General features: G+C 72.5%; 18 protein-coding genes and 1 pseudogene. 7 read left to right on the top strand and 12 right to left on the bottom strand.

The window, feature by feature from the left end; genetic code table 11:
- Positions 1 to 172: 172 nt before the first annotated feature.
- Positions 173 to 1354: a serine hydrolase domain-containing protein gene (locus tag AB0G63_RS01480; protein WP_360742440.1), complete on the top strand. Its 1182-nt coding sequence runs from the start codon at positions 173 to 175 to the stop codon at positions 1352 to 1354.
- Between the two features lie 106 nt (positions 1355 to 1460).
- On the opposite strand, the gene AB0G63_RS01475 is transcribed toward AB0G63_RS01480, so the two are convergent.
- The 5 genes and pseudogenes from AB0G63_RS01475 to AB0G63_RS01455 all read right to left on the bottom strand — a co-directional run bounded on the left by AB0G63_RS01475 (position 1461) and on the right by AB0G63_RS01455 (position 6291).
- Positions 1461 to 2192, bottom strand: coding sequence for an exonuclease domain-containing protein (locus tag AB0G63_RS01475; RefSeq protein WP_360742437.1), 732 nt, complete (start codon positions 2190 to 2192; stop codon positions 1461 to 1463).
- Positions 2193 to 2254: 62 nt separating this feature from the next.
- A pseudogene (locus tag AB0G63_RS01470) lies at positions 2255 to 2560 on the bottom strand (exonuclease domain-containing protein); the annotation flags it as partial.
- 118 nt (positions 2561 to 2678) lie between these two features.
- Complete coding sequence (locus AB0G63_RS01465; RefSeq protein ID WP_360742434.1) at positions 2679 to 3926, bottom strand: SAV2148 family HEPN domain-containing protein; 1248 nt, start codon at positions 3924 to 3926, stop codon at positions 2679 to 2681.
- Positions 3927 to 4028: 102 nt separating this feature from the next.
- Positions 4029 to 5399 (bottom strand): copper amine oxidase, encoded by a 1371-nt coding sequence (locus AB0G63_RS01460; protein ID WP_360742431.1) that lies wholly within the window; start codon positions 5397 to 5399, stop codon positions 4029 to 4031.
- A 55-nt stretch (positions 5400 to 5454) separates the two neighbouring features.
- Positions 5455 to 6291 carry a Tat pathway signal sequence domain protein gene (locus AB0G63_RS01455; protein ID WP_360742428.1) on the bottom strand — a complete coding sequence of 279 codons (837 nt, stop codon included), beginning with the start codon at positions 6289 to 6291 and terminating at the stop codon, positions 5455 to 5457.
- 178 nt (positions 6292 to 6469) lie between these two features.
- Here AB0G63_RS01455 and glgX point away from each other — a divergent pair, with 178 nt between their 5' ends.
- Together glgX and treY are read left to right on the top strand one after the other, a co-directional pair.
- A complete protein-coding gene (gene glgX, locus AB0G63_RS01450; RefSeq protein WP_360742425.1) occupies positions 6470 to 8662 on the top strand; it encodes a glycogen debranching protein GlgX in 2193 nt (730 codons plus the stop codon).
- A gap of 154 nt (positions 8663 to 8816) precedes the next feature.
- Positions 8817 to 11174 (top strand): malto-oligosyltrehalose synthase, encoded by a 2358-nt coding sequence (gene treY / locus AB0G63_RS01445; protein WP_360742422.1) that lies wholly within the window; start codon positions 8817 to 8819, stop codon positions 11172 to 11174.
- Between the two features lie 504 nt (positions 11175 to 11678).
- On the opposite strand, the gene AB0G63_RS01440 is transcribed toward treY, so the two are convergent.
- The 3 genes from AB0G63_RS01440 to AB0G63_RS01430 form a co-directional block, all read right to left on the bottom strand.
- A complete protein-coding gene (locus AB0G63_RS01440; RefSeq protein ID WP_360742419.1) occupies positions 11679 to 12098 on the bottom strand; it encodes an SSI family serine proteinase inhibitor in 420 nt (139 codons plus the stop codon).
- A complete protein-coding gene (locus AB0G63_RS01435; RefSeq protein WP_360742416.1) occupies positions 12095 to 13444 on the bottom strand; it encodes a M14 family zinc carboxypeptidase in 1350 nt (449 codons plus the stop codon). Before AB0G63_RS01435 ends, AB0G63_RS01440 begins: the two co-directional genes overlap by 4 nt.
- Before the next feature lie 203 nt (positions 13445 to 13647).
- Positions 13648 to 14199 (bottom strand): DUF1707 and FHA domain-containing protein, encoded by a 552-nt coding sequence (locus tag AB0G63_RS01430; RefSeq protein ID WP_360742413.1) that lies wholly within the window; start codon positions 14197 to 14199, stop codon positions 13648 to 13650.
- Positions 14200 to 14383: 184 nt separating this feature from the next.
- On the opposite strand from AB0G63_RS01430, the gene treZ reads away from it, so the two are divergent.
- Both treZ and AB0G63_RS01420 read left to right on the top strand, forming a co-directional pair.
- A complete protein-coding gene (treZ, locus tag AB0G63_RS01425; RefSeq protein WP_360742410.1) occupies positions 14384 to 16129 on the top strand; it encodes a malto-oligosyltrehalose trehalohydrolase in 1746 nt (581 codons plus the stop codon).
- 156 nt (positions 16130 to 16285) lie between these two features.
- On the top strand, positions 16286 to 16714 hold the full coding sequence (locus AB0G63_RS01420) for a hypothetical protein (RefSeq protein ID WP_360742408.1): 429 nt from the start codon (positions 16286 to 16288) through the stop codon (positions 16712 to 16714).
- A 37-nt stretch (positions 16715 to 16751) separates the two neighbouring features.
- Here the strand turns inward: AB0G63_RS01420 and AB0G63_RS01415 are convergent, their stop codons facing one another.
- Entirely contained in the window at positions 16752 to 17771 is a 1020-nt protein-coding gene (locus AB0G63_RS01415) for a translation initiation factor 2 (protein WP_360742405.1), read from the bottom strand.
- Between the two features lie 135 nt (positions 17772 to 17906).
- Between AB0G63_RS01415 and AB0G63_RS01410 the strand changes: the two genes are divergently transcribed.
- Positions 17907 to 22346 carry a hypothetical protein gene (locus AB0G63_RS01410; protein WP_360742402.1) on the top strand — a complete coding sequence of 1480 codons (4440 nt, stop codon included), beginning with the start codon at positions 17907 to 17909 and terminating at the stop codon, positions 22344 to 22346.
- The gene (locus AB0G63_RS01405) at positions 22343 to 23728 is read left to right on the top strand and encodes a hypothetical protein (protein WP_360742399.1); all 1386 of its coding nucleotides are present in this window, start codon (positions 22343 to 22345) and stop codon (positions 23726 to 23728) included. The genes AB0G63_RS01410 and AB0G63_RS01405 overlap by 4 nt, the downstream gene beginning before the upstream one ends.
- Positions 23729 to 23818: 90 nt before the next feature.
- Here the strand turns inward: AB0G63_RS01405 and AB0G63_RS01400 are convergent, their stop codons facing one another.
- The 3 genes from AB0G63_RS01400 to AB0G63_RS01390 all read right to left on the bottom strand — a co-directional run bounded on the left by AB0G63_RS01400 (position 23819) and on the right by AB0G63_RS01390 (position 26724).
- Entirely contained in the window at positions 23819 to 24769 is a 951-nt protein-coding gene (locus AB0G63_RS01400; protein ID WP_360742396.1) for an aminoglycoside phosphotransferase family protein, read from the bottom strand.
- A gap of 44 nt (positions 24770 to 24813) precedes the next feature.
- Positions 24814 to 25941, bottom strand: coding sequence for an aminopeptidase P family protein (locus tag AB0G63_RS01395; RefSeq protein WP_360742393.1), 1128 nt, complete (start codon positions 25939 to 25941; stop codon positions 24814 to 24816).
- A gap of 120 nt (positions 25942 to 26061) precedes the next feature.
- Positions 26062 to 26724: a PDZ domain-containing protein gene (locus AB0G63_RS01390; protein ID WP_360742390.1), complete on the bottom strand. Its 663-nt coding sequence runs from the start codon at positions 26722 to 26724 to the stop codon at positions 26062 to 26064.
- Positions 26725 to 26999 lie beyond the last annotated feature (275 nt).

Raw genomic sequence — 26999 nt, 5'->3', positions numbered from 1 at the left:
GCCTTTGGTCGCCCACTGGGTCGCCCGCGCTCGCAGGCGGAAGCCTGGCCTTCGATGGTGCCCGGCAGTTCGACACCAGAGTGGTGACGAACCGCACTGGGGGGATATCCCCCCTTCCGATCATGGGGTGTGCCGGATCGCGTCCCGATGGGGGCGAATCTAGCGTTCAGCCATGACTTGGACTCTGCGAAAGCACCTCGCCGTGTCGCTCGGTGTCGCTACGCTCCTCGCCATCGAGGTGACCACCGCCGTCGCCCAGCCCGCCTACCCCTCCCCCGTGGCGCAGTTACGTCGGGACACGGAGGCGATCCACGCCCTCGGCGTCAGCGGTGTGCAGGCCCGCGTGATCGCGCCTGACGGTCGGCAGTCGGTCGCCACCAGCGGCACCGCCGACGTGAACACCGGCCGCCCGGTCCCTTCCGACGGCTACTTCCGCATGGCCAGCACGTCCAAGACGCTGGTCGCCACCGTGGTCCTCCAACTGGAGGCCGAGGGCAGGCTGTCCTTGGACGACACGGTCGACCACTGGCTGCCCGAAGTGGTGCAGGGCAACGGCAACGACGGCAGCCAGATCACCATCCGCCAACTGCTCCAGCACACCAGCGGCATCCACGACGACCTGCCCGGATACGCGACGCCGGACGAGTACTACCAGCGGCGCCACGACGTCTACAGCCCCGAGCAGCTGGTTGCCCGCGCCATGGCCCACGCGCCGGACTTCCCGCCCGGCGAGGGCTGGGCGTACTCCAACACCGGCTACGTGCTGCTCGGCGTGATCATCCAGAAGGCCACCGGGCACCCCGCCCACCAGGAGATCGAAGACCGCATCCTGCGCCCGCTCGGCCTCGACCAGACCCGGTGGATGGGCACCTCGCCCACCCTGCCCCGGCCCCACGCCCGGGCCTACCAGCTCTTCAGCCCCGGCTCCCGGGTGGACGTCACCGACCAGATACCGGTGGACTACGAGAACCTGTCGTGGGTCACGACCACGCGGGACGAGAACCGCTTCTTCCGCGCGCTGCTTGACGGCCGCCTGCTGCCGGCACGGCAGCTGGCCAAGATGCAGCAGACCGTCCCCGTGAGCGCGGAGGTCCAACAGCTGTGGCCCGGCGGCCGATACGGGCTCGGACTGGTCGAACGCCCTCTGAGCTGCGGAGGAACTTACTGGAGCCACGAGGGAGGGGACGGCGGCTACATCACCCTCAACGGCGTCACCGATGACGGCAGGCGAAGCGCCGTGGTCTCCATGTCCGAGGCACGCGGCGACACCCTGCAGCACATAACGGAGCAGGAGAACGCGGCCAGCGCCCTGATCGACCACGCACTGTGCGCCGGGGGCCGAAGCACCCCGTGAGGCGGAGACGTCGTCGTGATGGGCGGTTGGCTCGGCGCGGCACTCGCTGGTACCGCAGATCAGTGTCGCGCACCCCCGCCTCGCCCTCTCATGGCCCCTTTCGGGCTCAGCTCGGTGATACCCCTGCATATGGCACGACTGGCCAGGCCGACTCGATCGTCGCCTCAGGGTTCGAGGTCCGGCGGAGGTACCTCTGCAACGAAGCCGCCTGCTCGGCCGCCGCACGAACCTGGAGATCGTGCAGCTCCGCAGGCCCCAGCATTCCTATGACCGGATGTTTGATGCCCATGGATCGCGCCGCACGCGCTGCGGCCACCGCGTCCGCAACAGCGTTATGCGCGTCATTGAGCGGCACGCCGTAGTGCTCGCAGAGCGCCTGGAGATTCCGTGACCCCTTCCTGTATCGGTCCACGTGCTTGTCCAGGACCAACGGGTCAATGACGGGCGACAGCGAGGTCCCTCCAGACAACCGCTTGGCCAACGGCTCTATCCCATACCGCCGGCACTCGCGGTCAAGCAGCGAGAGGTCGTACCGCGCGTTCATCACCACCAGCGGAGTCCCCGAGTTCAGCACTTCGGCGACAGCCGAGGTGATCTCCTCGATCGCGGGAGCCGCCGCAACCCCATGCCTGCGGGCGTGTTCCGTGGAGATGCCATGGATGGCCGAAGCCTGTCGCGGGATGGCCACCCCCGGGTCGAGCAGCCATGCCCGGGCCTCCGGCGGTTGTTCATCCGCGGCCACGGCCACGACCGCCGCGGTGACGATCCGGTCGGTCTCGATGTCGGTCCCCGTGGTCTCCAGGTCGAAGGCCACCAACGGCCCGCTGATCCAGCTCATCACAGGGCCCCACCCACCAGAGCACCCTGAAACACCTGAGACGTACTCGGAGTGCGTGGATAAAAGGCCGCGTTGTAGGCGACGACCGGCACGCCCGCGTCCCAGTACCCCACGAGGACGTCCGCCATGGCGTCCGCGACCTGGTCGGCCGGCCGGCCCTCGGCGGCCGCCCGCGCGTTGCTGATCCCGTGGACGGCCACCGCGTCGGCCGGGATCTCCACGCCCGGATCCGCCAGCCACTCCCGGCGGCCCAGCGGCTGCCCGTCCCTGACCTCGATCACGGCCCCCGTGACGATGCGCGCCTCGTGCGGGTCCGTCCCCGTCGTCTCCAGGTCGAAGCCGACCAGCAGCTCCCGGTGCCAGCCCATCGGCGGCCCCCCTTCTCGTGGTGCTCTCCCCCAGTGGCCTCCACCATCGCACGGGCCACTGACAATCGGCGGACCGCGTTCCGCTCGCACCGTGTTCCGCCCGGCGTGCGGAGGCGGTTCAGGACACCGGCCGCGAGTCCAGCCAGGCCAGCTCGAATTCCTCGCGATAAGTGGGGAAAAGCCCGGAATCGATCCCTTCGTCCCGCTCGTCCGGCTTGACCACCCGGCTGCCGTTGCGCAGCACCAGTACCGGCGCCTCCATGCCGCGCGAGCGCCGCAGGTAGGACTGCACGACGGCGACGCCGTCCGGGCCGTCCCCGTCGACGAGGTAGGCCGTGAAGCGCGGCGTCTCGTCGTACACCTGGATCTCGAAGGCGCCCGGGTCGCGCAGCCGGGAGCGCACCCGCCGCATGTGCAGGATGTTCATCTCCACCGCGCGGCTCAACTCGCCGCGCTTCATGCCCAGTTCCCGCTCGCGGCGCTTGACGGCGCTGGATGCAGGGTTCAGGAACAGCAGCCGCACCCGGCAGCCGGCGTCGGCCAGGCGCACCAGGCGGCGGCCGGAGAAGTTCTGCACGAGCAGGTTGAGGCCGATGCCGACGGCGTCGATGCGGCGGGCGCCGCCGAAGATGTCCTCGGCGGGGAACTGACGCATCAGCCGCACCCGGTCGGAGTGCACGGCGACCACGTCCGCGTACCGGTCGCCGACCAGGTCCTCCACCGCGTCCACGGGCAGCCGGCGCCCGGACGGCACGTCGCCGCCCGTGCCCAGTGTCTCCAGCAGCCTGGCGGAGGCCCGCTCGGCCTGGTTGAGGACGGCCTCGGACAGGGCCCGGTTGCGGGAGACGACGTTGCGGGTGACCTCCAGCTCGTCCAGGGCCAGTTCGACGTCCCGGCGGTCGTCGACGTACGGCTGGAAGCACGGCCAGTGCTGCACCATCAGCTCGCGCAGCTGGGGCAGGGTGAGGAAGCTCAGCACGTTGTCGTCGGCCGGGTCGAGCAAGTAGCCCTTGCGGCGGCTGACTTCGCGTACGGCGACCGCCCGCTGCACCCATTCCTGGCCGGCCGGCCCGGCCGCGGCGACGACCCAGTCGTCGCCGTGGACGGGTTCGTAGACGGGCCGCAGCACCGCGGCCACGACCGCGCGCATCCGCTGTTCGACGAGGTTCAGCCAGATGTACGCGCGGCCGGCCCGCTGGGCGCGTGTCCGTACCTCACGCCAGGCGTCGGCGTCCCAGTCCAGCTCCGGCCCGATGGACGTGGTCTCCATCGGCCGGGCCAGCGACACCGTGCCGGGCGGGGTGTCCGTGGAGTTCCCCTTGTGACCCTCGTCACCAGGGGGCAGCTCCAGCCCTCCCGAGCCCACCCGCGCACCGCCTTCCGCTCCCCCGGGCACTTCCCGTCCCAACGATCAAGGAAGCCTACTCCGGGAGCGGTCGGCGGTGCAGCCGGATGGACAGGGTCGTTCTCAACTACGTGGCCGCCAGTGGCCGTTCTGCCACGCGAGCTCGTCCGGAGTGAGCGGATTCATAGCCGTGACGTCCCTGGGAGCGATGGCGAACCCCTGCCAGTGGATCGGCATGGGCTGCTGGTCCTCGTCCCGGGCTATGTGATGGAAGCCCACGTTCATCCACACGATCGGGTGAGTGAGCGTCTGTCCGTTGACCCACGTGTCGACGGACTTGCCCGAACCGGCGGGGCAGCCGCCGGTGTTGTTGCTGGCGAACTGCTCGCACTTGTTGTACTGGGTGAAGTAGACGTCGTGCTTGGTGAAGCCGCGCCCCGGGTACCGCGTGGTGGCTCCCGGCACGATCTCGTACGAGCGCGGGTGCCCGTCCTTGTTCTTGCCGGTCGCGCTCACCACGCGCCACCAGCGGTAGGTCTTGGCGTCGCCCGCGAGTTCCTTGGTGACCTTGGTGCGGGTGGTCTTGTTGGTCGGGGCATGCTGGCCGGGGGCGGGCGCGGTGACCTTCGAGTCGTACTGCTCGACCTTGGTCTTGGAGGAGCCGTCGAGGCCGAAGTCGAGCCGCCAGAAGACGTTGTGGCTGTGGCTGGTGGCGTAGGCCTTGGCGCCCTTGCCGATGGGCCAGCCGCGGCCGTCGCCGGCGTCGTAGTCGTCGTAGGAGAGGCTGCCGGTGGCGCCGACGTTCATGTTGACCGTGCCGTCGTCCTGGAAGCGCCACTCGGTCATGTACTCGTACCAGCCGACCTGGTTGACCGTGTAGACGAGGAGGTCCGTGCCCTGCGCCTGGTAGACCTTGTTGGCGCTGTCGCCCTGCATACGGTAGGCGTGGCCGCGGGAACGGGTCGTGGTGCACAGGCCGTTGACGTTCGGGTGCTGCGGGTCCCAGGCGTCCGGCACCTTGACGGTCTTGATGGTGCCGCCGGGGCACTCGCCCGGCGCCAGATTGACCAGGCCCTGGGCGAAGCCGAAGCCGGTCAGGTCGTCGTACTCGACGCTGCCGTCGTCGTAGGGGACGTCGATCTGGGCCAGCCGGGCGCTGTTGAGCACCTTGATCGGGACGCTCTCGCCCTTGGGCTGGTAGGAGACGTCGTTCAGGACCAGGCCGGCCTTGCTGTCGTAGCGCCAGCACATCCGCCAGGTGGTGCCGCCGGCGAGCTTCTGCTCGATCTTGTAGGCGGCGCTGCAGTCCGCGACGGCAGCAGCGGCGGCTCTCGGCTGGGCGGCAGCGGCGGTCTTCGGCTGGGCGGCCGCCGGTCCCGCGCCGGTCGTCGCGCCGGCGGCCAGCGCGGCCACCGACAGGCCCACGGCCGCACGCGTGCGGACCCGGCCGGTTCCCCGCGGCCGGACGCCGCTGATCGAACTCTTCGTGCGCATGAAGAAGTGACTCCTCTGCAGGAGATGCGAGTCGGAAAAGTGGACGGGCCGCGGCTCAGCGGCGGTCGAGCTCGGCGACCTTGCGGGCGCTCAGGTCGATCACGATCGAGCGGGCGTCGATCCACGGGCCGTTCTTGACCTTCGGGAACAGCCGCACGCAGCGGTGTTCGCCGCACCGGTCGAGCACGGCGGGCTGGGCGCCGGGGACCGCCCGGTACACCGCGCCGTTGAACAGCAGCTGGTCCGGCGAGGTCAGCTCCTTGCCGGTGGCGTCCTTGTAGTCCGCCCGCAGGCCGGCGCCGAGCGGGTCGGCGATCAGCAGCCGGGCCGCCTCGGCGTTCTCGGCACGGCTCAGCGGCGGCTGCACGCCGTGCTGGACACCGGTCCGCACCACTTTCCCGGTGTCGAGGTCGACGGTCCTGGTGACGAGGGTGTCGTTCTTGTAGTCGTAGAACGTCACGTCGGCGCGGCGCGGCACGTCCGCCCCGTCGTCGACGTCGTCCGCGTTCTCGGGGTCCGCGAGGTCCACGGTCAGGCGCTGCGCGCCGCGCTCGCCCTCGACGTCCTCGGCGCCGCGCAGCGGCTGCCGGCCGGCGGCGAGCCGCTCGGCCCGCGCGATCTCGTCGCCGGTCAGCGGGTCGCCGCCCCTGCCCCGGTCCCCCTCGGCGGGCGCCTGCTCGACGACGCCGGGCCGGACCGCGCCGTCACCGGCCTGCTGTCCCGCCTGCTGTCCCGCCTGCCGTGCCGCCCGGCTGCCCGACCCGGTTCCCCCGCCCTCGTCGGCCCCCGCCGTCCCCGGCAGGGTGACGGCGACCATCGCGGCGGTCCCCGCCACCGCGACGGCCGCACCGGCCACCACCTTGCCCAGATGACGGTGCACTAATCCGCGCACATTTCCCCCTGCTCCCCCTGGTCACGGGAGTATCTGTCTGCCCCACTGTTTCGGCATACCGCGTATGCACTGGTCGACCGGTAAGAGGGACGTAAGTCATAGGTGGTTCCCTCACTTTCCGGGAGACTCGAAGGGAAGGCGCCACCGAGGGCGCGCTCCACCTGAAAGAGTCGTATCCATGCAGGTCTGGCCTGGCGAGGCGTATCCGCTCGGTGCCACGTACGACGGCGCCGGCACCAACTTCGCGGTCTTCACGGAGGCCGCGGACCGAGTAGAGCTGTGTCTGCTGCACGACGACGGCTCGGAGACGGCGGTGGAACTGCGCGAGAGCGACGCGTTCGTACGGCACGCGTACGTGCCCGGGATCATGCCCGGGCAGCGCTACGGCTTCCGTGTGCACGGCCCGTACGCCCCCGAGCGCGGGCTGCGCTGCAACTCCGCGAAACTGCTGCTCGACCCGTACGCGCGTGCGATCAGCGGCAGGGTCCGCTGGGGTGAGGAGGTGTACGGCTACCACTTCGACGCGCCCGACAAGCGCAACGACCTCGACTCGGCGCCGCACACCATGACGTCGGTCGTGGTCAACCCGTACTTCGACTGGGGCGACGACCGGCCGCCCAGGCGCGGCTACCACGAGACGGTGATCTACGAGGCCCACGTCAAGGGCCTCACCATGCGGCACCCGGGGCTGCCGGAGGAGCTGCGCGGGACGTACGCGGGGCTCGCGCACCCGGTGATCATCGAGCACCTGGTGGAGCTGGGGGTGACGGCGCTGGAGCTGATGCCGGTCCACCAGTTCGTCAACGACCACCGGCTGGTCGACATGGGCCTGAACAACTACTGGGGCTACAACACGATCGGGTTCTTCGCCCCGCACAACGCGTACGCCTCCTGGGGCGACCGCGGCCAGCAGGTCCTGGAGTTCAAGTCGGCGGTGCGGGCGCTGCACGAGGCCGGTATCGAGGTCATCCTCGACGTGGTCTACAACCACACCGCCGAGGGCAACCACCTGGGGCCGACGCTGTCCTTCAAGGGCATCGACAACCCGCAGTACTACCGGCTGACGGACGATCCCCAGTACTACATGGACACCACGGGCACCGGGAACTCCCTGCTCATGCGGTCCCCGCACGTCCTGCAACTGATCATGGACTCGCTGCGGTACTGGGTCACCGAGATGCACGTCGACGGCTTCCGCTTCGACCTCGCCGCCACGCTCGCGCGGCAGTTCCACGAGGTGGACCGGCTGTCGTCGTTCTTCGACCTGGTGCAGCAGGATCCCGTGGTCTCCCAGGTGAAGCTGATCGCCGAGCCGTGGGACGTCGGCGAGGGCGGCTACCAGGTGGGCAACTTCCCGCCGCTGTGGACGGAGTGGAACGGCAAGTACCGCGACACGGTGCGGGACCTGTGGCGCGGCGAGCCGCGGGCGCTGGCGGAGTTCGCCTCCCGGCTGACCGGGTCCTCGGACCTCTACCAGTCCGACGGCCGCCGTCCGCTGGCCTCGATCAACTTCGTGACCTGCCACGACGGCTTCACCCTGCACGACCTGGTGGCGTACAACGACAAGCACAACGAGGCCAACGGCGAGGACAACCGGGACGGCGAGAGCCACAACCGGTCCTGGAACTGCGGGACCGAGGGCGAGACCGACGATCCGGGGATCCTGGAGCTGCGGGCCCGGCAGATGCGCAACTTCATCGCCACGCTGATGCTGTCCCAGGGCGTGCCGATGATCAGCCACGGCGACGAGTTCGCGCGGACGCAGGGCGGCAACAACAACGCCTACTGCCAGGACAACGAGATCGCCTGGCTCCGGTGGCCGGACGGCGGGAAGCGGGGCGGCGGGACGCAGGGCGGAAGCAGGCAGGGCAGAGGTCGGCAGGGCAACGGGTCCCAGGGCGGCGGGACGCCGGATCCCGGGCTGCTGGACTTCGCGCGGGCGATGGTCTGGCTGCGCAAGGACCATCCCGTCCTGCGCAGGCGCCGCTTCTTCCACGGACGGCCCGTGGAGGGCACCCACGACGACCTGTCCGACATCGCCTGGTTCACTCCCGAGGGCAGGGAGATGACCCAGCGGGACTGGGACTCGGCGCAGGCGTCCGCGCTGACGGTGTTCCTCAACGGCAACGCGATCTCCGAGCCGGGCCCGCGCGGGGAGCGCATCACCGACGACTCCTTCCTGCTGATGTTCAACGCCTCGCCGAAGGCGCTGGACTTCGTGGTGCCGGTGGACCACGGCCGGCAGTGGCAGGTGGTGGTCGACACCGCCCGCACCGACGGGGTGCCGCCGGGCACCGGGCAGAAGGTGCAGGCCGGCGACCGGCTGACGCTGGTCGACCGGAGCCTGACGGTGCTGCACCGGCCGGTGTGACACCGGCCCGCGACAGGACCGCGGCAGGACCGCGGTGGGACGGCCCGCACCCGCGCGCGTGCGGGCCGTCCCGCCGCGGGTGGAGCGGACCCGTCCCGCCGCCGGTGGAGCGGACGGTGACACGAAGGGCGGCTGGGCGGGTACGTAGCTTTCCATGACATCTGAGCGACCCGACCTCACGGTGCCCACGGCGACCTACCGGCTGCAGTTGCAGCCCGACTTCCCCTTCGCGGCCGCGGCGGCCGCCGTGCCGTACCTGGCCTCGCTCGGCGTCTCGCACCTGCACCTGTCCCCCGTGCTGGAGGCCGTGCCGGGCTCGCTGCACGGCTACGACGTCGTCGACCACGCGCGCGTGCGCGAGGAACTGGGCGGCGAGGAGGGCCTGCGCGCGCTGGCGCGCACCGCCCGGGAGCACGGGCTCGGCCTGGTGGTGGACATCGTGCCGAACCACATGGCGATGTCCCCGCTCCACAACCACGCCCTGTGGGAGGTGCTGCGGGAGGGCCCGAAGTCGCCGTACGCGCGCTGGTTCGACATCGACTGGGAGGCGCAGGGCGGGCAGGTGCTGCTGCCGGTGCTCGGCGGTCCCCTCGGCGAGGAGATCGGGCAGCTGCGGGCCGACGGGGACGTCCTGCGCTACTACGACCACGTCTTCCCGCTCCGGGAGGGCACCGGTGAGCTGCCGCTGCCGCAGCTGCTGGACGCCCAGTGGTACCGGCCGGCGTGGTGGCGGCTGGCCCGCACCGAACTCAACTACCGGCGGTTCTTCAGCATCTCGGAGCTGATCGGGGTGCGGGTGGAGGACCCGGAGGTGTTCGAGGCCACGCACGCGACCGTCCTGCGGCTGCTGCACGAGGGCGTGATCGACGGGCTGCGGGTGGACCACCCGGACGGGCTGGCCGACCCCGACGGCTATCTGCGGCGGCTGCACGAGGCGACCGGCGGCCGCTGGACGGTCGTGGAGAAGATCCTGGCCGACGGGGAGCAGCTGCCGGCCTCCTGGCCCGTGGCGGGCACCACCGGCTACGACGCCCTGCGGCACGTGGACGGCCTGTTCACCGATCCGGCCGGGTCCGAGGAGCTGCTGGGCCGGTACCGGCGCTTCGCGGCGCCGCAGCCGGACCGCGGCGGGGACTGGGCGGCGACGGTGCGGCGGGCGGCGTACAAGGTGCTCACGCACGAGCTGGCCACCGAGATCGACCGGCTGACCCGGGTGGCGAGCCGGGTGTGCTCGACGTCGCCCGACCCGGTCCTGCGCGACCGGGCGCCCTGGGCGCTGCGCACCGCGCTGGCGGAACTCCTGGTGCGTCTGGAGGTCTACCGGCCCTACGCCTCCGGCGACGCATCCTCGGTCGTCACCGAGCAGGCCGCGGCCGAGGCGCGGCTGGCCTTCGTGGTGCCGGAGGAGGCGGAGGCCGTGGACGTCGTACGCGGCCTGGTGCTCGGGCGGTACGGCGACGGGCCCGAGCACGTGGAGTTCCGGGCCCGGTTCGCGCAGACCGCGTCGGCGCTGCGTGCGAAGTCCGTGGAGGACACGGCGTTCTACCGCTATGTGCCGCTGCTGTCGGCGACCGAGGTGGGCGGCGAGCCGGGCCGTCCCGCGGTGTCCCCGGAGGACTTCCACGCCTACTGCGCGCGCCTGCAGCGGGACTGGCCGGCGACCGGGACGGTGGTGTCCACGCACGACACCAAGCGCAGCGCGGACGTGCGGGCGGCGCTGGCGGTGCTCACCGAGTGCCCGCAGCGCTGGGCGGACGTGCTGACGCAGGTGACGCACGGCGGCACGTCCGCGCCGGACGCACAGCTGGCGTGGGCGGCCTGGCAGACGGTGTTCGGACTGGGTCCGGCGGACGGGGAACGGGTGCGGGGCGCGCTGCTGAAGCACGTGCGCGAGGCCAGGCTGTACACGAGCTGGACGGAGCAGCAGGCGGCCTACGAGGAGGCGGTGGCGGCGTTCGTCGCGGCGGGGCCGTGCGGCGCGCCGGGTGCGCACGTCGCCGCCCTCCGCCAGGCCCTGGAACCCCACATCCGGGCGAACGTCCTGGGCACCGCGCTGGTGCACCTGACGATGCCGGGCGTGCCGGACGTCTACCAGGGCACGGAGGCCGAGTACCGGGCGCTGGTGGACCCGGACAACCGGCGGGCGGTGCGGTTCCCTCCCGAGGATCCGGGCGACAAGGGCGCGGTGACGGCGGCGGCGCTGCGGCTGCGTGCCCGGCGGCCCGGCGCCTTCGGGCCCACGGCCGGCTACGAGCCGCTGGCCGCCGAGGGCGCGGCGGCGACGCACTGCGTGGCGTTCGCACGCTCCGGCGAGGTCGTCACGGCCGTGACCCGGCTGTCGCTGGGGCTGGCCCGTGCGGGCGGCTGGGGCGACACCGGGCTGTCCCTGCCGCCGGGCCGCTGGTCCGACGTGCTGTCGCCGGAGCGCCGGTTCGCGGGGCACGTGCGCGTGGCGGAGCTTTTCGAGCGACTGCCGGTGGCACTGCTGGAACGGCTGGACACGGCCGCCTGAACGGCCGCACGCACCGGCCCCGCGCTGCCCCGTTCACGGCCACGGCACATGGCGGTCACAGCACCGCGGGGCGCCGCGACCGTCCCCGCGGACACCGGACCGACGGCACACGCGCGGAGGCACTCTCCGAGCACCTGCCATGCCAGTGCCAGAACGGGACGACACGGCCGACAGAACGACCCCGCACACCGGCCCCGCACCATCCCCGTCACAGCCACGGCACGTCGCGGCCATGGCACCCGCGGCCACGCCACCGCGGGGCGCCGCGACCGTCCCCGCGGACGCCGGACCGACGGCCCCGCACCGTCCCGGTCGCAGCCACGGCACATCGCGGCCACCGACACGGCAGCGGGCCGCGGCCGCGGCCCGCTCCGCGCGCGTGCCGGGCTGCGGCACGCGCGCGGAGGCGGTCGTGCGGGACCGCCGAGGCGCCGGGCAGTACCGCGGGGCTGTACGCCGGTACGCCGGGCCGGGCCTCCGCCGGGCGGGCGGTCCCGTGGCCGGTCAGTCGTCGTCGAGGGCGAACACCGTCCCCGTGCGGGCTTGCAGGACGCAGGAGTTGGCGTAGGTGTGGGTGTAGTCGATCCGGCGGCCGTGCCACTGTCCGCGCGCCTGGACGGTCACCGGGGCGTAGACCATCGGGCACGGGGCGTTCCGCGCCGGGAGGGCGCCGATGTCGCCGTCGACGGCGGCCAGGTCCGCGCACGCCTCGGCGGCGCGGGCGTGGCCCTGGGGCGGGTCGCACAGCAGCAGGGCGTCGCGTCCGGCGCCGGCGGAGGCGTCGCCCCGGGCGACGGTGAGGTAGAGCCATTCGTCCGGGACATGGTGCCGGGCGGCCGCCTGTGCGGGGGCGGCGCCGGTGAGGAGGAGGGCGGCGGCCAGGAGAACGTCCCGTACCGCTTTCGCCTTGAGGCTGGTCGTCATTCCCCATGCATCGGCACGGCGGCCTGCGCACCCCAGCCCGGCTCACCCGAACGGGAGGCGGCGGGCGCGTGCCGTGCGGCCAGTTCGAACGCCGCGTGCACCACCCGCGTCTGGTATTCGACCTGGCGCGCGACCGGTATCCAGCGTGCCGAGCAGCCGTCGCGGTAGTCGGCGCACCACTCGTCGATGAGCCGGTCCAGCTCCGGCAGCGCCCCGGCCGGGTCGCGCCCGGCGCCCGTCAGGAGCTGGTGCAGCAGTCCGGCCGTCCGCAGGGCGAGACGCCGTCCGGCGATGCGCAGGGCGGCCAGGTGGGCGGTGCTCAGCGGCGGCAGCGGGCGGGCGACGTCCGCGACGTCGGGGTCCCAGGTGTCCGCGAGGCGGGGGGAGACCAGCAGGTAGTCGTCCACCGGGGCGAGCAGGCGGGCCGTGTCGGGCACGTCCGCGAGGTGCGGCCGGACGCGCGCGAGCAGCCGCCCCAGCAGCCGGGTGTCGCGCCGCAGCGTGCGGCCGGCGGTGCGCAGCACGGCAGCCGCGTCGGCGGGCGGGGAGCCGTCCTCCACGGCGGCCACCCCCCACATGGGCGCCTCCACGACCGCCGTCACGGTGCCGTACCGGTGCGGGTGGTACCAGGTCGACTCGACGGCAGCCTCGGTGATCGCGGCGACCAGGTCGCCGGGTTGCGGCGGCGGGATGCGGTGGACGGCGGGACCCAGAGTCGGCCAGTACAGGGTGTCGTACGGGCCGAGCTCGCGCGGGACCCCCAGGCGGGCGGCGGCGTGCGCGACGCGCGGGGCGAGCCCGGGCAGGTCGTCGGTGAGCTCGACGAAGCCGCCGCCGACGTCGACGCCGTGCAGGGAGCACTGCAGGAAGGGGCGCAGTTCGTCCTGGACGGCGAGCAGGGTGCGGGTCTCCGGCAGGGCGGCGGCCGCCGCGCCGGCGGGCAGCCACTCGGGCTGTTCCAGGAAGCCCGGCCGGAAGAAGTTCCGGAAGTACCGGCCGAGCGTGTACGGGCCCTTCAGCCATCCCTCGTTGCGGCGCAGGCCGTCGGGGTCGAGGCAGAGCAGCAGGTTCCAGGTGGCGTCCGCGCCCTCGGCGAGCAGCGGGTCGGCCAGCGCCCGTTCGGCCAGCCGCAGCGCGGTCGCGCCGCCGACCGGCTCGTTGGCGTGCGGCCCGGCGACGACGAGGGCCTGACGGCTGCCGTGCCCGACGGACAGCAGCCACATGGGGGTGCCGGCCCGCGAGGTGCCGACGCGGCGCAGCCGCGCGTCCCCGGGACGGCGCGCCACCAGCGCCGCGGCGCGGGCTCCCAGCTCGTCGACGGTCGGGTAGCGGAGGAGGGGCGTCAAGGCACACCTCCACTATGCGGCGCCGCCGGTCTCACCAGGGGTACATGGCGTACGCACAGTCAGTCACGAGTTGGGGGGTACGTCAACACCACGGAGAGCAAAGCGATATGAGCCCATCACCGCAGGCAAGCACCGCGTCATGCTCAGGCCAAGGGTGGGGCGGGGGCCCGGGCCGGGCAGCGCCTTCCGGCCCGCCGGTCCGCTCAGTTGGCCGCGAGCCGGAACGACATCTTGCCGAAGCCGACCTGGTCGCCCTCGCGCACCACGGCCGCGCCGATGACGCGCCGGCCGTTCACGGTCGTGCCGTTGGTCGAGCCGAGGTCGCGCAGCACCCACGTGCCGCCGTGCCGGCTGAGTTCCGCGTGCACCCGCGAGACCGTCTCGTGGGTCAGGCGCAGCCCGTTGACCGGGTCGCGGCCTATGCGCAGCGGGTGACCGTCGCCCGGATGGGGCAGCAGCAGCTTGGGCAGGCGCTCGATCTGCCAGGCCCTGCGCAGCCGTACGGTGAAACCGGAGACCGCCTCGACCGTGCCGAAGACCACGCGCGAGAAGCGGCTCTCCCGCGGCAGGTCGGCGGTGAGCGCGGCGAGCTCGTCGGCGCGGCGGGCGGCGAGGGCCAGCTCCATCCGGCGGACGAACGTGTCGTGCGACAGCCGTCCCATGGCGACGCCGTCGCGCAGCACCTGCAGCGCCTTGTCGCGTTCCGCGTCGGAGAGCCGCGCGGGGTAGGTGGGGAACTCGAAGGACGACGTCACGTCCGTGATTGTCGGTCAGCGGACCAGCGGGTGTCCAGAAGACGAGAAAGTCGGGAAGACGGCCCCGACGCGCACGCGTGGCGACGACACTCGCCGCGAAAGGCGGGATGCGAGGGCGGATCGATCCCGTTTGAAGCACCATGGACGGGCTACATCACGGTGAGCAGACGAAGGGGAACCGTCCGTGCAGTTCGAGGTGTGGGCACCGAAGGCCGGCCGTGTGACGCTCCATTGCGACGGCGCCGCGCGCGCGTTGGAGCGTGATCCCGAGCGGGAGGGGTGGTGGCTCGGCGAGGCCGAGGCACAGGACGGCTCGCGGTACGGGTTCGCCCTCGACGACGGCCCCGTGCTGCCCGACCCGCGCTCCCGCCGGCAGCCGGACGGACCGGACGGCCTGAGCGCCGTCGTCGACCAGGGCCGCTACGCCTGGCGCACGGAGTGGGCCGGGCGCCCGCTGCCCGGCGCGGTCCTGTACGAGCTGCACGTCGGCACGTACACCCGCGAGGGCACCCTGGACGCGGCCGCCGAACGGCTCCGACATCTCGTCGACCTGGGCGTCACGCACGTCGAGTTGATGCCCCTGTGCCCCTTCCCCGGCCGGCACGGCTGGGGGTACGAGGGCGTGTCGCTGTGGGCCGTGCACGAGCCCTACGGCGGGCCCGAGGCACTGAAACGGTTCGTCGACCGGGCCCACGAACTCGGCCTCGGCGTGGTCCTGGACGTGGTGCACAACCACCTGGGGCCGTCGGGCAACCACCTGCCGGAGTTCGGCCCCTACTTCACCGACACCCACCACACCCCCTGGGGCGTGGCCGTGAACCTGGACGCCCCGGGGTCGGACGAGGTGCGGGCCTACCTGCTGGGCAGCGCTCTGGCGTGGCTGCGCGACTACCGGCTCGACGGGCTGCGCCTGGACGCGGTGCACGCGCTGAAGGACACGCGCGCGTGCCACTTCCTGGAGGAACTGTCGACGGCCGTCGACGGCCTCGCGGCGGAGACGGGCCGCCCGCTGTTCCTGATCGCCGAGTCCGACCTGAACGACCCGAGGCTCATCACCGCCCGCGCGGAGGGCGGCCTCGGGCTGCACGCGCAGTGGAACGACGACTTCCACCACGCCCTGCACACCGCGCTGACCGGCGAGTCGCAGGGCTACTACGCCGACTTCGCGCACGCCGGGCTCGGGGCGCTCGCCCGGACGCTGACGAACGGCTACTTCCACGACGGCACGTACTCCAGCTTCCGCGGCCGGCACCACGGGCGCCCCCTGGACCGCACCCGGGTGGCCGGTCACCGGCTCCTCGGCTACAGCCAGACCCACGACCAGGTCGGCAACCGCGCCCAGGGCGACCGGCTCGCCGCCTCCCTGTCCCCCGGCCTGATCGGCTGCGCGGCCGCCCTCACGCTGACGGCGCCGTTCACGCCGATGCTGTTCATGGGCGAGGAGTGGGCGGCCGGCACCCCCTGGCAGTTCTTCACCGACCACACCGACGCCGAGCTCGCCGAGGCCGTACGGCGCGGCAGGCGGCGGGAGTTCGCGGCACACGGCTGGGCCGAGGAGGACGTGCCCGACCCGCAGGACCCGGCGACCCGGGACCGTTCCTGCCTCGACTGGAGCGAACCCGAGCGGGAGCCCCACGCGCGGGTGCTGGCCTGGTACCGGCGGCTGATCGCGCTGCGGCACGAACAGCCCGACCTCACCGACCCCGACCTCGCCGACATCAAGGTGGCCTACGACACCGCGGAGCGCTGGCTCGCCTTCCGCCGCGGCGACGTCCGGGTGGCCGTCAACCTCGCCGAGAAGCCGGCCGCGATCCCGCTGGGACCCCGCGAGGCGCGCGTGCTGGCCGCGTGGGAGCCCGTCGAGCCGCCCGGCGCGGACGGAGTGCTGCACGTACCGCCCCAGTCGAGCGTGGTGCTGCTGCAGGGCTGACCCCGGATCGCCCTTACGGCCCGTGGACGCCCTCCGCCGGAGCCTAGGCGGCCCCCCTCGCCCGCAGGCCGGCAGTTGCTCCCGGACGGCCCGGAGCGCCGTCCCCGGGCTGGGAGAATGGAGCGTCCATTCGTGGTACGAGTCGCAGGGGGACGCATGGCCGAGGACGTGGTGGAGACTACGGCGGAGAGCGGGGGACCGACCCGACTGCCGGAGGCCCTGTGCAGGGAGATGGACCGTGAGATGCGTCGCTGGCGGGTCGGGACCTTCAACTACGGACTGACGTACTACCTGAGCCGGATCCTGCTCATTCTCGCCAGTGCTGTCGTGGCCGCCGACCAGAATCTGGGCGGCGGTCACGGGAGTTGGCTGATCAAGTGGGTCCCGGCGCTGGCGCTGATCGTCGCGGTGATGACCGCGGTGGACACCTGGCTGAAGCCCCAGCAGAAATGGCACGGCTTCATGGAGTCACGGGACGCCCTGGCGGACCTCCTGATCCAGGCCGAGGCCGGGATGCCGGCCGATCAGGTCCGGGCCAGGTTCCTCAAGCTGCGCCAGCAGCACCGGGTACGGAACATCTTCTGATCGCGGGTGAGGCCGCCCACGCGACGACGCGGTGACGTCACCCGGATTCCTCGAGCCGCTGCAGCGCGCGGCGCTCGGCGGCCTCCACGTCCAACCGGCCCGACGGGTTGCCGCCCCGGGCGATGACGGCGGCCCGGACCAGAGCCAGGTAGAACAGGGCAGGCGCGCAGGGCGTCCAGATCTTGTCCGGGTCCTTCTCCAACAGGAAGTCGAGCACACTGTCGGGATCGGCCGGAACGAACCTGAACTGGTCGTGCTCCCACTTGTCCTCAACGCCCCGGCTGCGGCGGGCGGTGAGGTCCTTGGCGCTGAGGTCGGTGAGTACGGCGCGGTAGAAGGCGGCCCACTGGTGGTTGCGCAGATCGAGCGCGAAGGCGAGCAGTTCCAGCTGGACGTCGTCCCCGTCCTGGACGGCGAGTTCCTCACGGAGGGCGCGGTGCGCCACGGCACTGAGGCTGATGGGCCTGCCGTCCTCGGGGACGTCGTGGATCGCGGCGAGCCCCTCGTTGACCGAGGAGTTCCAGCGCTGCTTGTTGTGGCCCTCGACGTGCACGCTTCGGCGTGCGAAGACCATCATCCGGTCGCGTCCCGTCTCGACGGCGACGTTGACGCCGAAGCTGCAGGAGAGGAAGGACGGCGCCTCCACCGGGTCGGAGTTCGTCAGGTACTGCGAGCGCAGGGTGGCGGAAGCGTCCTGCTCCTCCAAGGGCCTGTCCAGGTTGACGGAGGTGGCGAGGAAGTCGTAGTAGTCCGCGTCGCACAGGCTGATCCGGACCTGTGGCTCCTCGTCCTCGTCGGTCCGGGAGAGGATGACGCTCTCGACGGCGAACCGCGGGTTGTTCCAGGCGAACCGCTCACCCGCCGCCTGTCTGCGCTTCTGCTCGGCCTCGATCTCCTGGCGCCACTGCTGGACCCGCACCGGCAGGTCCACCCGGCGAAGGCCCGCCTCATAGATGACCGTGACGTTTTCCTCGCGGATCGGGCGCGTGCCGTCTCCCTCGAAGATGTGACAGTCCGTCTCCATGTCCCCGATGACGAACGCGTCGCGCTGATTCATTCGGCCTCCTTACCCGCCCTGCCGTCCAGTAATGTGAGACAGCACACATTTCTTGGCGTGAGATGTCAGGTCTCCACAAGCATTCTGTCCACGGGCGGGTAGGTGGGGACGGGATCCGAGGGGGGAGTCCCGGGGATGGAGCCTGCGCACGGGCGGGACGGCGTGGCCGCCACCGTCGTCGTCGACCGGTACCGGGGGGACGCCCGAGGGGCCAGGGACCGTACTCGCCTGAGGACGACCGCCGCGCGCTTCGTCGAGCAGACCCGACGCCTCGGGTTCAACGCCCCTGCGCTGAGCCTGACCAGTGCGGACGTCACGGCCGCGGCGCCCCCGGCCGCGGGCCGCGAGGGGATCCGCGCGTTCGTGCGACGGCTGCACCAGCAGGCGGTGCGGCGGCGGATCCTCTACTGGACGGGGCACGGCGAAGTCGTCGGCGACACCTTCTACCTGGCCTGTGAGGACAGCTATGAGACGGGTCGGTTCGACCCCGGCCGGGCCGTGGCGGCCGCGGAACTGGTCGAGTGGCTCGCTCAGGACGCCACAGACACCCTGCTCATCCTGGACGCCTGTTTCGCGGGGGAGGCGGTACGGGGGCTGAGCGCCCAGGTCGAGAACGCGCGCGATCTGATGCGGCGGTCCGGCTCCCTCACCGGATTCGCCTACGTCGCCACCGCCGAGTCCCGGCAGGAAGCGGTCGAAGGCCATTTCGTCGAGCGTCTGGAAGAGGTGCTGTCGAACCCCGCTTTCGTCGTGGGTGAGAGCGAGAGGATCTTCAGCCGGGACAAGGACACCCTCGTCTTCCAGCACCTCATGCTCGGCGTGCAGACCCTGATGCGGGGGCAGGCACCGGTCTGGCGCGAGGTGCACACCCTGAGCCCCGAGTTCCTCACCAATCCCCACCGGTCCCCGCGGGTCAACGCCGCGCTGCGCCCGGAGGACGACGAGTCCTGGATCGGCAGGGAGTTACGGCGCGCGGAACTGCCCGTCTTCTCCGACTCCGGCGAGCGCTGGCACCTGCGTGACTTCTCCTCGCGACACCGGGTGGTCGCCGAAGTGGTCGACTGGCTGCGCATCCAGGAATCGGGGATGTTCGCCGTCACCGGGGCGTCCGGTGCGGGCAAGTCGACCCTGCTGGCCTACGTGGCGCATCTGACGACAGAGAGCTTCGTCGCCTCACTGCCCGCGGACCGCCGACCGCGGAACCTGCCCGAACTCCGTTCGGTGAACGCCGCTCTCCACTGCCGGGGCAAGACGCTTGCCGGGTTGTGCGAGGAGTTGACGGAGCGTCTGCGGCCCCTGGATCCGGCGATGCCCGACGGGGCCCGATTATCCCCGTCCGGCTGTGTGGAGAGGGTCAGGGACCTGGCCGGCCGGAAGGGCAGCCTCACCCTGATGTTCGACGGACTGGACGAGGCAGCGGCCGGTCACTCCTTCGACATCGCGCGAGCCCTGCTCAACCCGCTCGCGGCGCAGCCGCGGGTGCGCGTGGTGGTCGCCACCCGGGCCAACCCGCGCCGCAATCTGCCGGGCGATCCGCCCGCCGAGACCCTGCTGGAAGTCCTGCACTGCGTGCGGCCGATGGAGCTGGACCGGTCCGCCGAGGTCGAGCAGGACATCGCTCGCCATGTGGAACGTCTCCTCGGAGAGGAGAACTCCCCGTACAACCGGCTGCGGGACGCGGCGCAGACGCGCGGCGCGGTCGCGCAGTACATCGCGAGCCGTAGCAGCGGTCTCTTCCTCGTGGCCACCCTGTGGGCACGTCGTCTCGCCCAGATGCCCACTCCGGTCGACGAGCACCGGCTCGACCACGAACTGCGGAGCGGGACGGCCGTCCTCGACTCCCTGCTGACAGAGGAGTTGGACCGGCTCGACCCGCAGGACCCGGCCCGCGTGCGGGACTTCATGCGGAGCCTCGCTCTCGCTCAGGGCATCGGCTTGCCCCAGCCAGGAGTGTGGCTCGCCGTGACCAACGCGGTGCGCGACGACGCCGCCGGCAGGGACTACGACAGCACGGATCTGAGCACCGTGATCCGCGCGGCCACCGGCGTGACGATCACCAAGGACGAGGAGTTCGGCCAGGAGGTCTACCGCCTGCACCATCCCAGTTTCGGCGCCCATCTGCTGTACGGCGAGGCGGAGCAGCGGCAGCAGCACCGTGCGGTGGTCCGCGCCCTCACCCCTCGCGAAGGTGCGGGCTGGCAGGACGTCGAACCCTACGCCGCCCACTACCTGGCCGCGCACGCCGCTCTGGCCGGTGACGACGCCCTGGAGGAGCTGGTGGCAGACCACCACTTCCTGGTGGCGACCTCGCCCGATGTCCTGGAGCCGCTGGTCGCCGGCCGGCTGGCGACCGGCCGGCAGAGCGCGTTGTACCTGCGCGTGGCCGACCACTTCCGCAGACATCCGTCGCCGCCGGCGCGATGGGCGATGCTGCGGGCCACTGCCCTGGCCATGTTCTCCCCGGAGTTCCTGCGCACCGTGCCGAAGCCGTCCTCCGTGTTCTGGGACGACGTGTGGAGCAGCGCGGAGCGGCTTCCGCTGCGACGGAGCCGGCCCGCTCCCTCGGGCGGGGCGCTGGCGGTGCACTGGGAGACCGACGGCGACGGGATCATCCACGTCGCCGGTGCCGGTGAGATCACGTCGTGGACCGAGGACGGGCGCGAGACGCGGACCAGGACCACGGGCCCGGCCACGTGGACCTCGCCGCCCGTGCAACGGGGGGTGACGGCCGCCGGACGGGGTGAGAGCCGGGTGATCGCCGCGCACGACAGCCAGTGCGTGCGGATCTGGCACGGCCACCGCAGGCACCCGGTCGAGGAGCTGTACTGGGGAGGAACACCGAACGCCCTCGCCTCCGTGCGGCTGGGCCGGGACGTCTTCCTCGCCGCGGTCGACCGCACCGGCACATGGGTGTGGCGGTGGGACTCCTCCACGAAGTACGCCCGGGGGCGGTTGAGGCGGCCGTTCCACGTCTCCGCGCAGGCGCGCTGTGTGGCTCTGGCCGTCTCCGGCGGGCGAGTGGGAGTGGTCACCGGCGGCCCTGGAGGGGTGACCGTATGGGAGGTGCAGGGGCTGCGGACGGGACAGCACCGGCTCGTGCGCACGCGTTCCCTGACCGACGGCGCCGAGGTGGTCAAGGCGGTGTCGGTACTGGTGCCCGGGGACGGCCCCGAGGCCTTGATCGCAGCCCTGGACGGCCACACGCTCCACGTCTGGCACGTGGAGGACCTCTTCCACGGCGAGGCGGAACTCCGGTTCCGCGCCCGCAGCGCGGGAGGGGCCGTGGTCCTCGGGCGCGGCCCGCACGGCGTGCTGACCGCCGTGCAGGAGAACGCCGAACTCCATGTGTGGGACGAGTCCGGCAGGCAGTACGCCCCCTTGCCCTGCGACCACGGGCACGATTCCCTGGCCTTCGACCCCTCGGGAACCGGCCGGCTGGCGGTCGCCGACGACACCCGGCTCCACATCTGGGAGCCGCACGCTCCCTTCGAGGCAGGAGGCGCCGCCCGGGCACCCCTCCGAGGGCGCGTTGCCGAGAGCCCGCAACTGCGGCTGGTGCGAGACTCCGACGGCACCATGCTCCTCGCCCGCTCGCAGGGCTTCGACGTGCTGCTCAGCCTGCACACCAGGTCCGGCCGCGTCATCGAGGGACCACGGCTCCCCCACTCGCATCAGGTGACCGCGGTCGCCGCCACGAGAGCCGGTGCGGGATGGGCGACCGCGGCGGTCGGCCGCCGGCACGTGGTGCTGTGGAAGCTCGGCCCGCGACTGGAGCTCCTCGGGACCGAGGAGTTCGACCTGCCCGGCGCGTCCGACCTGCGGACCCCCACGCTCGGCCTGTCCGTCACCGGCACAGGCCGGATGCGCGTGATGTGGCCGTCCGGGCAGAACGTCATCACGTGGGAACGCGAGAATTGGGAGCGCGCCGGCCCCTGGCGGGAGGGACGCACCTTCGTGCTGACCGCCTCGGGCTCCGTGCAGCAGTTGGACGTGTCGGGCGTGCCCGGCGGCCCGTCGTGGCTGTCGCTCTGGGGCGGCGACGCGGTCCGGGTCTGGAACCTCGCCGAGCCCGATGCCCGGCCGGAACCGGTTGACTGCCCCGGCGCGAGGGCGGTCGCGGCCGGTCTGCTGAGACGGGCGGTCCGGTCTGTTCCCCTGGTCGCCTACGCGACGCCGTACACAGTGCGCTTCCGCGAGTGCGACGGCCGCATCGGCAGGCCGATCGACCTCCCGGAGCAGCCCGGTGCGCCGCTCGACGGGCTCACCCTGGCCGGGCCGCCGGAGCGGCCCCTGCTCGTCGGCTGGAGCCGGGAGTCCGGGAGCCTGCGGTTCTGGGACGTCAGGCAGGAGCGGAGGCTGGAGCCGATGGAGTCCCGCGGTTACGAGGTGACGAGTGTGGACTCCGCCTACGACGGACACGACATCACCCTCATGATCCAGGGCATCGCGCAGAAGAGCCTTCGCTGCGACCAGGTGGCCCTGCCCTGGCCGGCCGACGAGGGCGGTCCGACGCCACGGATCGTCCGGCGACCAGGGGCGGAGACCGCCCACGAGAACAGAGAGAGCATTCGGTGAGAGACGATCTCGTCGTCATGGTCCCGGGAATCATGGGCACCGCCCTGACCCGGGACGGACAGGATGTCTGGGACCTGAGCCTGCGGGCGATCGGCGGCGTTCTCGGGTCGACGCGGACCAGGGAGATGCTCAAGCTGCAGAAGGACATCAGGGACGATGATCCGGAGCCGCCGCACGCCCTGGACGTGGGTGGTGCCATCCGCGGCCCGCGCCTGCTGCCCGGCCTGATCTCCGACACCGGATACGCCGGCCTCCGCAGGAAGCTGGGTGTCGCCGAGGACAGGTTCCTGGTCTTCCCCTACGACTGGCGGCTGTCCAACCGCAACTCGGCCCGGAGACTGAGCCGATTCGTCGAGGAGCGGCTGGCGCACTGGCAGGAGACAGCCGATCCGGCACGGTATCCGGGAGCCAGGGACGCCAAGGTGGTCTTCCTGTGCCGTTCCATGGGCGGCCTTGTCGTGCGGTTCTACACAGAGGTCCTCGGCGGATGGGAGAAGACCCGGTCGGTCACGACGCTGGGCACGCCCTTCTCGGGCAGCGTCAAGGCGCTGCGGTTCCTGACGGGGCAGGCGCGGTGGGTGCCCGGACGCCTCAACGAGCAGATCCGCGAGATCTGCTCGACGTATCCCTCGCTCGGGCAGCTGATTCCCACGTACCGGATCGTGCTCGACGAGGAGAACGGCAGGGTCGCGCTGGACAGCCGCACCCCGCTGGAGGGGGTGGACCCCTGGATGATCGAGGAATCGGGACGGTTCTTCACGGACATCGACAACGCCATGCAGAAGAACGACGCACTGTACGGGCGTCATCGCTACGCCCTGTTCGCGTTCGGGGGCGACAAACACCGCACCGATCAGGCGGTCTCCTTCCCCATGGGGAGCCGGCCGAGGTTCCACTCCGACTTCTCGAAGTCCACCGATCCCCATGACCGGTACCTGCCCCCTCCACGTGGTGACGGGACGGTGTCGCACCTCGCGCAGTCCCCGCCCGAGTGGTCGAGCACGGGCCAGCTGCTGTGGCTGGACAACAGGCACGCGGATCTCATGAACGCGGACAAGGCCGTCGAGCAGCTCAAGCGCATCTGTGACGACGTACCGCTCGCCCAAGCGCTGAGTTCCGAGTACCCGGTTGGTGTGGAGCTGCCCGATGTCGCCGTCGCCGGCGAGCCGTTCGAGATCTGGGCGACGAACGCCGAGCCCGCGCTGCGTCTACGGGTGCGGCGCCTCGCCGAGAACGGCGGATGCGTGTGGGACGAGGAGATGCGGCCGTGCGGCGACGGCGCCTTCCTCGCCGAAACACATGCCGAGCGCGGACGGTGGACGCTGGAGGTGTATTCACCGACGGCCAGGTACGCGTGCCGGGACGTACTTCTGGTCGTGTGACCACGGCGTCGTGTGAACACGTCGACGCGTCACCACGCCGACGCGTCACCACGCCGACGCCGATTCGGTCGGCGAGGTCGGACGGCATTCTCAGAATCCGTCGTCCGAGCCGTCCTCGCGGAGTTCCGTCACCCGTTCCAGGAGGATGGCCTCCCAGGCCCGCCGCAGCTGGGTACGCAGCAGTGGCAGCGGGCCCGCGTCCTGGCCGTCGAGGCGTGCGGCCAGCCGGATCACCGTGTCGCAGCGGGCGAGCCACAGGCCGCGCAGACAGGGCCGGGCGCCGTAGCCGGCCAGGGTGGCGGCGCGCACGGCTGCCGGGGAGCCGACGGCGAGAGCGAGGCCGGCGATGTCCTCCGCGGGATCGCCGACGGCCGCGCCGGACCAGTCGAGGACTCCGCGCACCCGGCCGTCGGCGGTGGTCACCAGGTGCTCGCCCCTGAGGTCGTGGTGGACGAGGACCGCCGTGCCGGGCTGGGCGGCGAGCTGCGCCGCGGCCGGACCGGTCAGCTGGGCCATCCGGCCGGAGTCGAACTCGTCGGCGGCGCGGAGTCGTTCGGCCGCGTGCACGGCCATCCGGCGCAGCGCCTCCAGGGAGCGCGGAGCGGTGCGCGGGACGCCGAGCGTCTCGGCCTGCCGGACCGGCACCTCGCGCAGCCCGCCGAGCAGCCCGGCGAGGTCCGCCTCGCCGACGGCCGACACGTCGTGCTCCTCCGCCGTGCCGCCGGGCAGCTTCACGTCCAGCGTGTACGTCAGCCCGGGCGCCCACTCGCCGCGCGCCACGCTCGCCGGCACCGTGACCGGCAGGTGGGGCCGGACCAGCTCGCGCAGCCGCAGCTCGCGGCGCTGGCGGACGACGGACTCACGGTCGAGGGCAAGGCGCAGCACGTGCCTGCCGCCGACCCACCAGGTCGAGTGCCCGCCGCCCTCGGTGACGGGCCGTACCTCGGGCCCTGCGGTGCCCGTGTCGTCCGCGCCCTCCCTGAGCAGGGTGCGGACCAGCCGGCGGACGGTGTCCGCGGTGGGTGTCGGTGCCTGGGTCATGGTCGCGCGTCGTCCTCGGGGATGTGCCGGGTCTTCCAAGTGGTTCACTCCACTATGACCATCTCCCGGGTGGTGGTGTTCAGGCGGCGGCCGCCGTCCTCGGTGACGGTGACGATGTCCTCGATGCGCACGCCGAACCGGCCGGGCAGGTAGACGCCCGGCTCCACGGAGAAGCACATGCCGGGCACGAGGGGCTGCCGCTCGCCCTCGATCATGTACGGCGGCTCGTGCGTGGTGACGCCGATGCCGTGGCCGGTGCGGTGGATGAAGTACTCGCCGTATCCGGCGTCGGCGATGACCGCGCGGGCGGCCCGGTCGACGTCCTGGCAGGGCACGCCGGGACGGACCGCGCGGAAGCCCGCCTCCTGGGCCTCGCGTACGAGGTCGTGCACCCGGCGTTCCTCGTCGGTGGGTTCGCCGACGTGGACGGTGCGGGAGGTGTCGGAGCCGTAGCCGTCCTTGAGGCCGCCGAAGTCGAGGACGACCATGTCGCCGCGCTGGATGACGCGGTCGCCCGCCTCGTGGTGCGGGTCGGCGCCGTTCGGGCCGGAGGCGACGATGGTGAAGTCGACCTGCTCGTGGCCGTGGCGCCGCAGCAGGCCGGCGAGGTCGGCGGCGACCTCGGACTCCCGGCGGCCGCCGAAGCGGACCTCGCGGATCTCCTCGAACGTCCGGTCCGCGGCCGCGCCGGCGGCGGCCAGCAGCCGCAGTTCCGCCGCGTCCTTGACGGCGCGGAGCATCGGCAGGGCGTCGGTGAGGGAGGCGTAGGAGGTGCCGGGCAGCGCCTTCTGCAGCCCGAGCAGGTGCATCGCCCAGGCGTTGTCGCTGATGCCGAAGCGCCCGTCGACGTCGAGGAGGGCGGCGGTGGCGGCGTACGGGTCCTTGCCGTCGGTCCAGTCGCGCAGGCTCATGGCCGACGCGCCGGGGGCCTTGGCGGCGTCCGGGGCCTCCAGGGTGGGCACGACGAGGACGGGGGTGCGTCCGGGGGCCAGGACGAGCAGGGTGAGCCGTTCGGTGACCGCGGGGGGCGCGTATCCCGTGAGCCACACCATGTCCGGCCCCGGCGCCACCAGGAGCCCGGCGAGACCGGCGTCGGCGGCCGCGGCCGCGGCGCGCTCCATGCGGGCCCGGTAGTCGTCGGCGGTGAAGGGCGAGGTCGTGCTGCCGGTCATCCGGGCCTCCTCGAGCGGGTGAAGGGATCACTGTGCCACGCTCAGCATCCTGCCCGTACGCGGGGAACGGCGCGAGCCGGTTGCCCGGTTTCGCGGGTGTTTCCCGTCCCGCGGGGCGGGTCAGGTCACGACGCCGGGCACGACCGTCAGCTGCTGCTGGGCGCCGTTCTGGTGGCGCACCGTCAGCGTCACCCGGGAGCCGGGGCGGGTCCGGGCGACGGCGGCGGCGAGGTCGGCGGCCGAGCCGACGGGGGTACGGCCGAACGCGAGGAGCACGTCGCCCCGGACGAGGCCCGCCGATGCGGCCGGACCGGGGACATGGACGGCGACCACCAGCGCGCCGGGCTCCTTGTCGTCGTCCCTGCCGTCCGTCGCGTCCGTCGCGTCCGTCGCGTCCATCCCGTCGACGGCGTCCACGGCTTCGACACCGAGGGTCGCGGGCACGGCGACGGGCGCAGCGGCCGGTCCCGACGGGGCGGGCGGGGCGGGCTGCTCTGGGCGGCCGGGGGACGGGGCCGCCGGTGCCGCGTGGCGTCCCGGGCGGGCGAGTCCGTCCATGCCGTCCATGCTGTCCATGCCGATCGCCATGGCGCCGAGGGTGCCGAGGCCGACCCCGGACAGCAGCAGGACCGTCCCGGCGATCAGCCCGGAGAGCACGGCCCTGAGCCGCCGGAGCCGCCGCCGGGTGGCGTGCGGACGCCGGGCGGGGGGTGGCACGGCCGCCGAGCCGTCGCCGGGCGGCCGGCCGGGCAGCGGCTTGGGACGCAACGCGGTCTGTTCCATCAAAGGCCTCCGGCTGACGCGGATCGGTGCGCCGGGTGCCCTACCCGGCGGACCGGCGCGCGACGAGCCACGAACGAGTGAGACTGCCCAGGGGGCGGAAGCGGGAAGACCGTCCCGCACGAACCGTCACGGCCCGCGACGGGAGAGCGAGCGGGCCCCCGGCCGCGCCGGGGACGCCCGTGGCCACGAGCGGGGCAGGCAGGGGCAGGCCGTGGCCCACGGGGGGAGGGCACCCCCAGCGCCCGGGGGGGTAGGTCGGCGGCCGCCCACCCGGG

The sequence above is a fragment of the Streptomyces sp. NPDC020996 genome (genome assembly GCF_040641355.1).
GTDB lineage: Bacteria > Actinomycetota > Actinomycetes > Streptomycetales > Streptomycetaceae > Streptomyces.
Note: the sequence above shows the minus strand (reverse complement) of the source record. Positions and strands in the feature narration are given on the sequence as shown.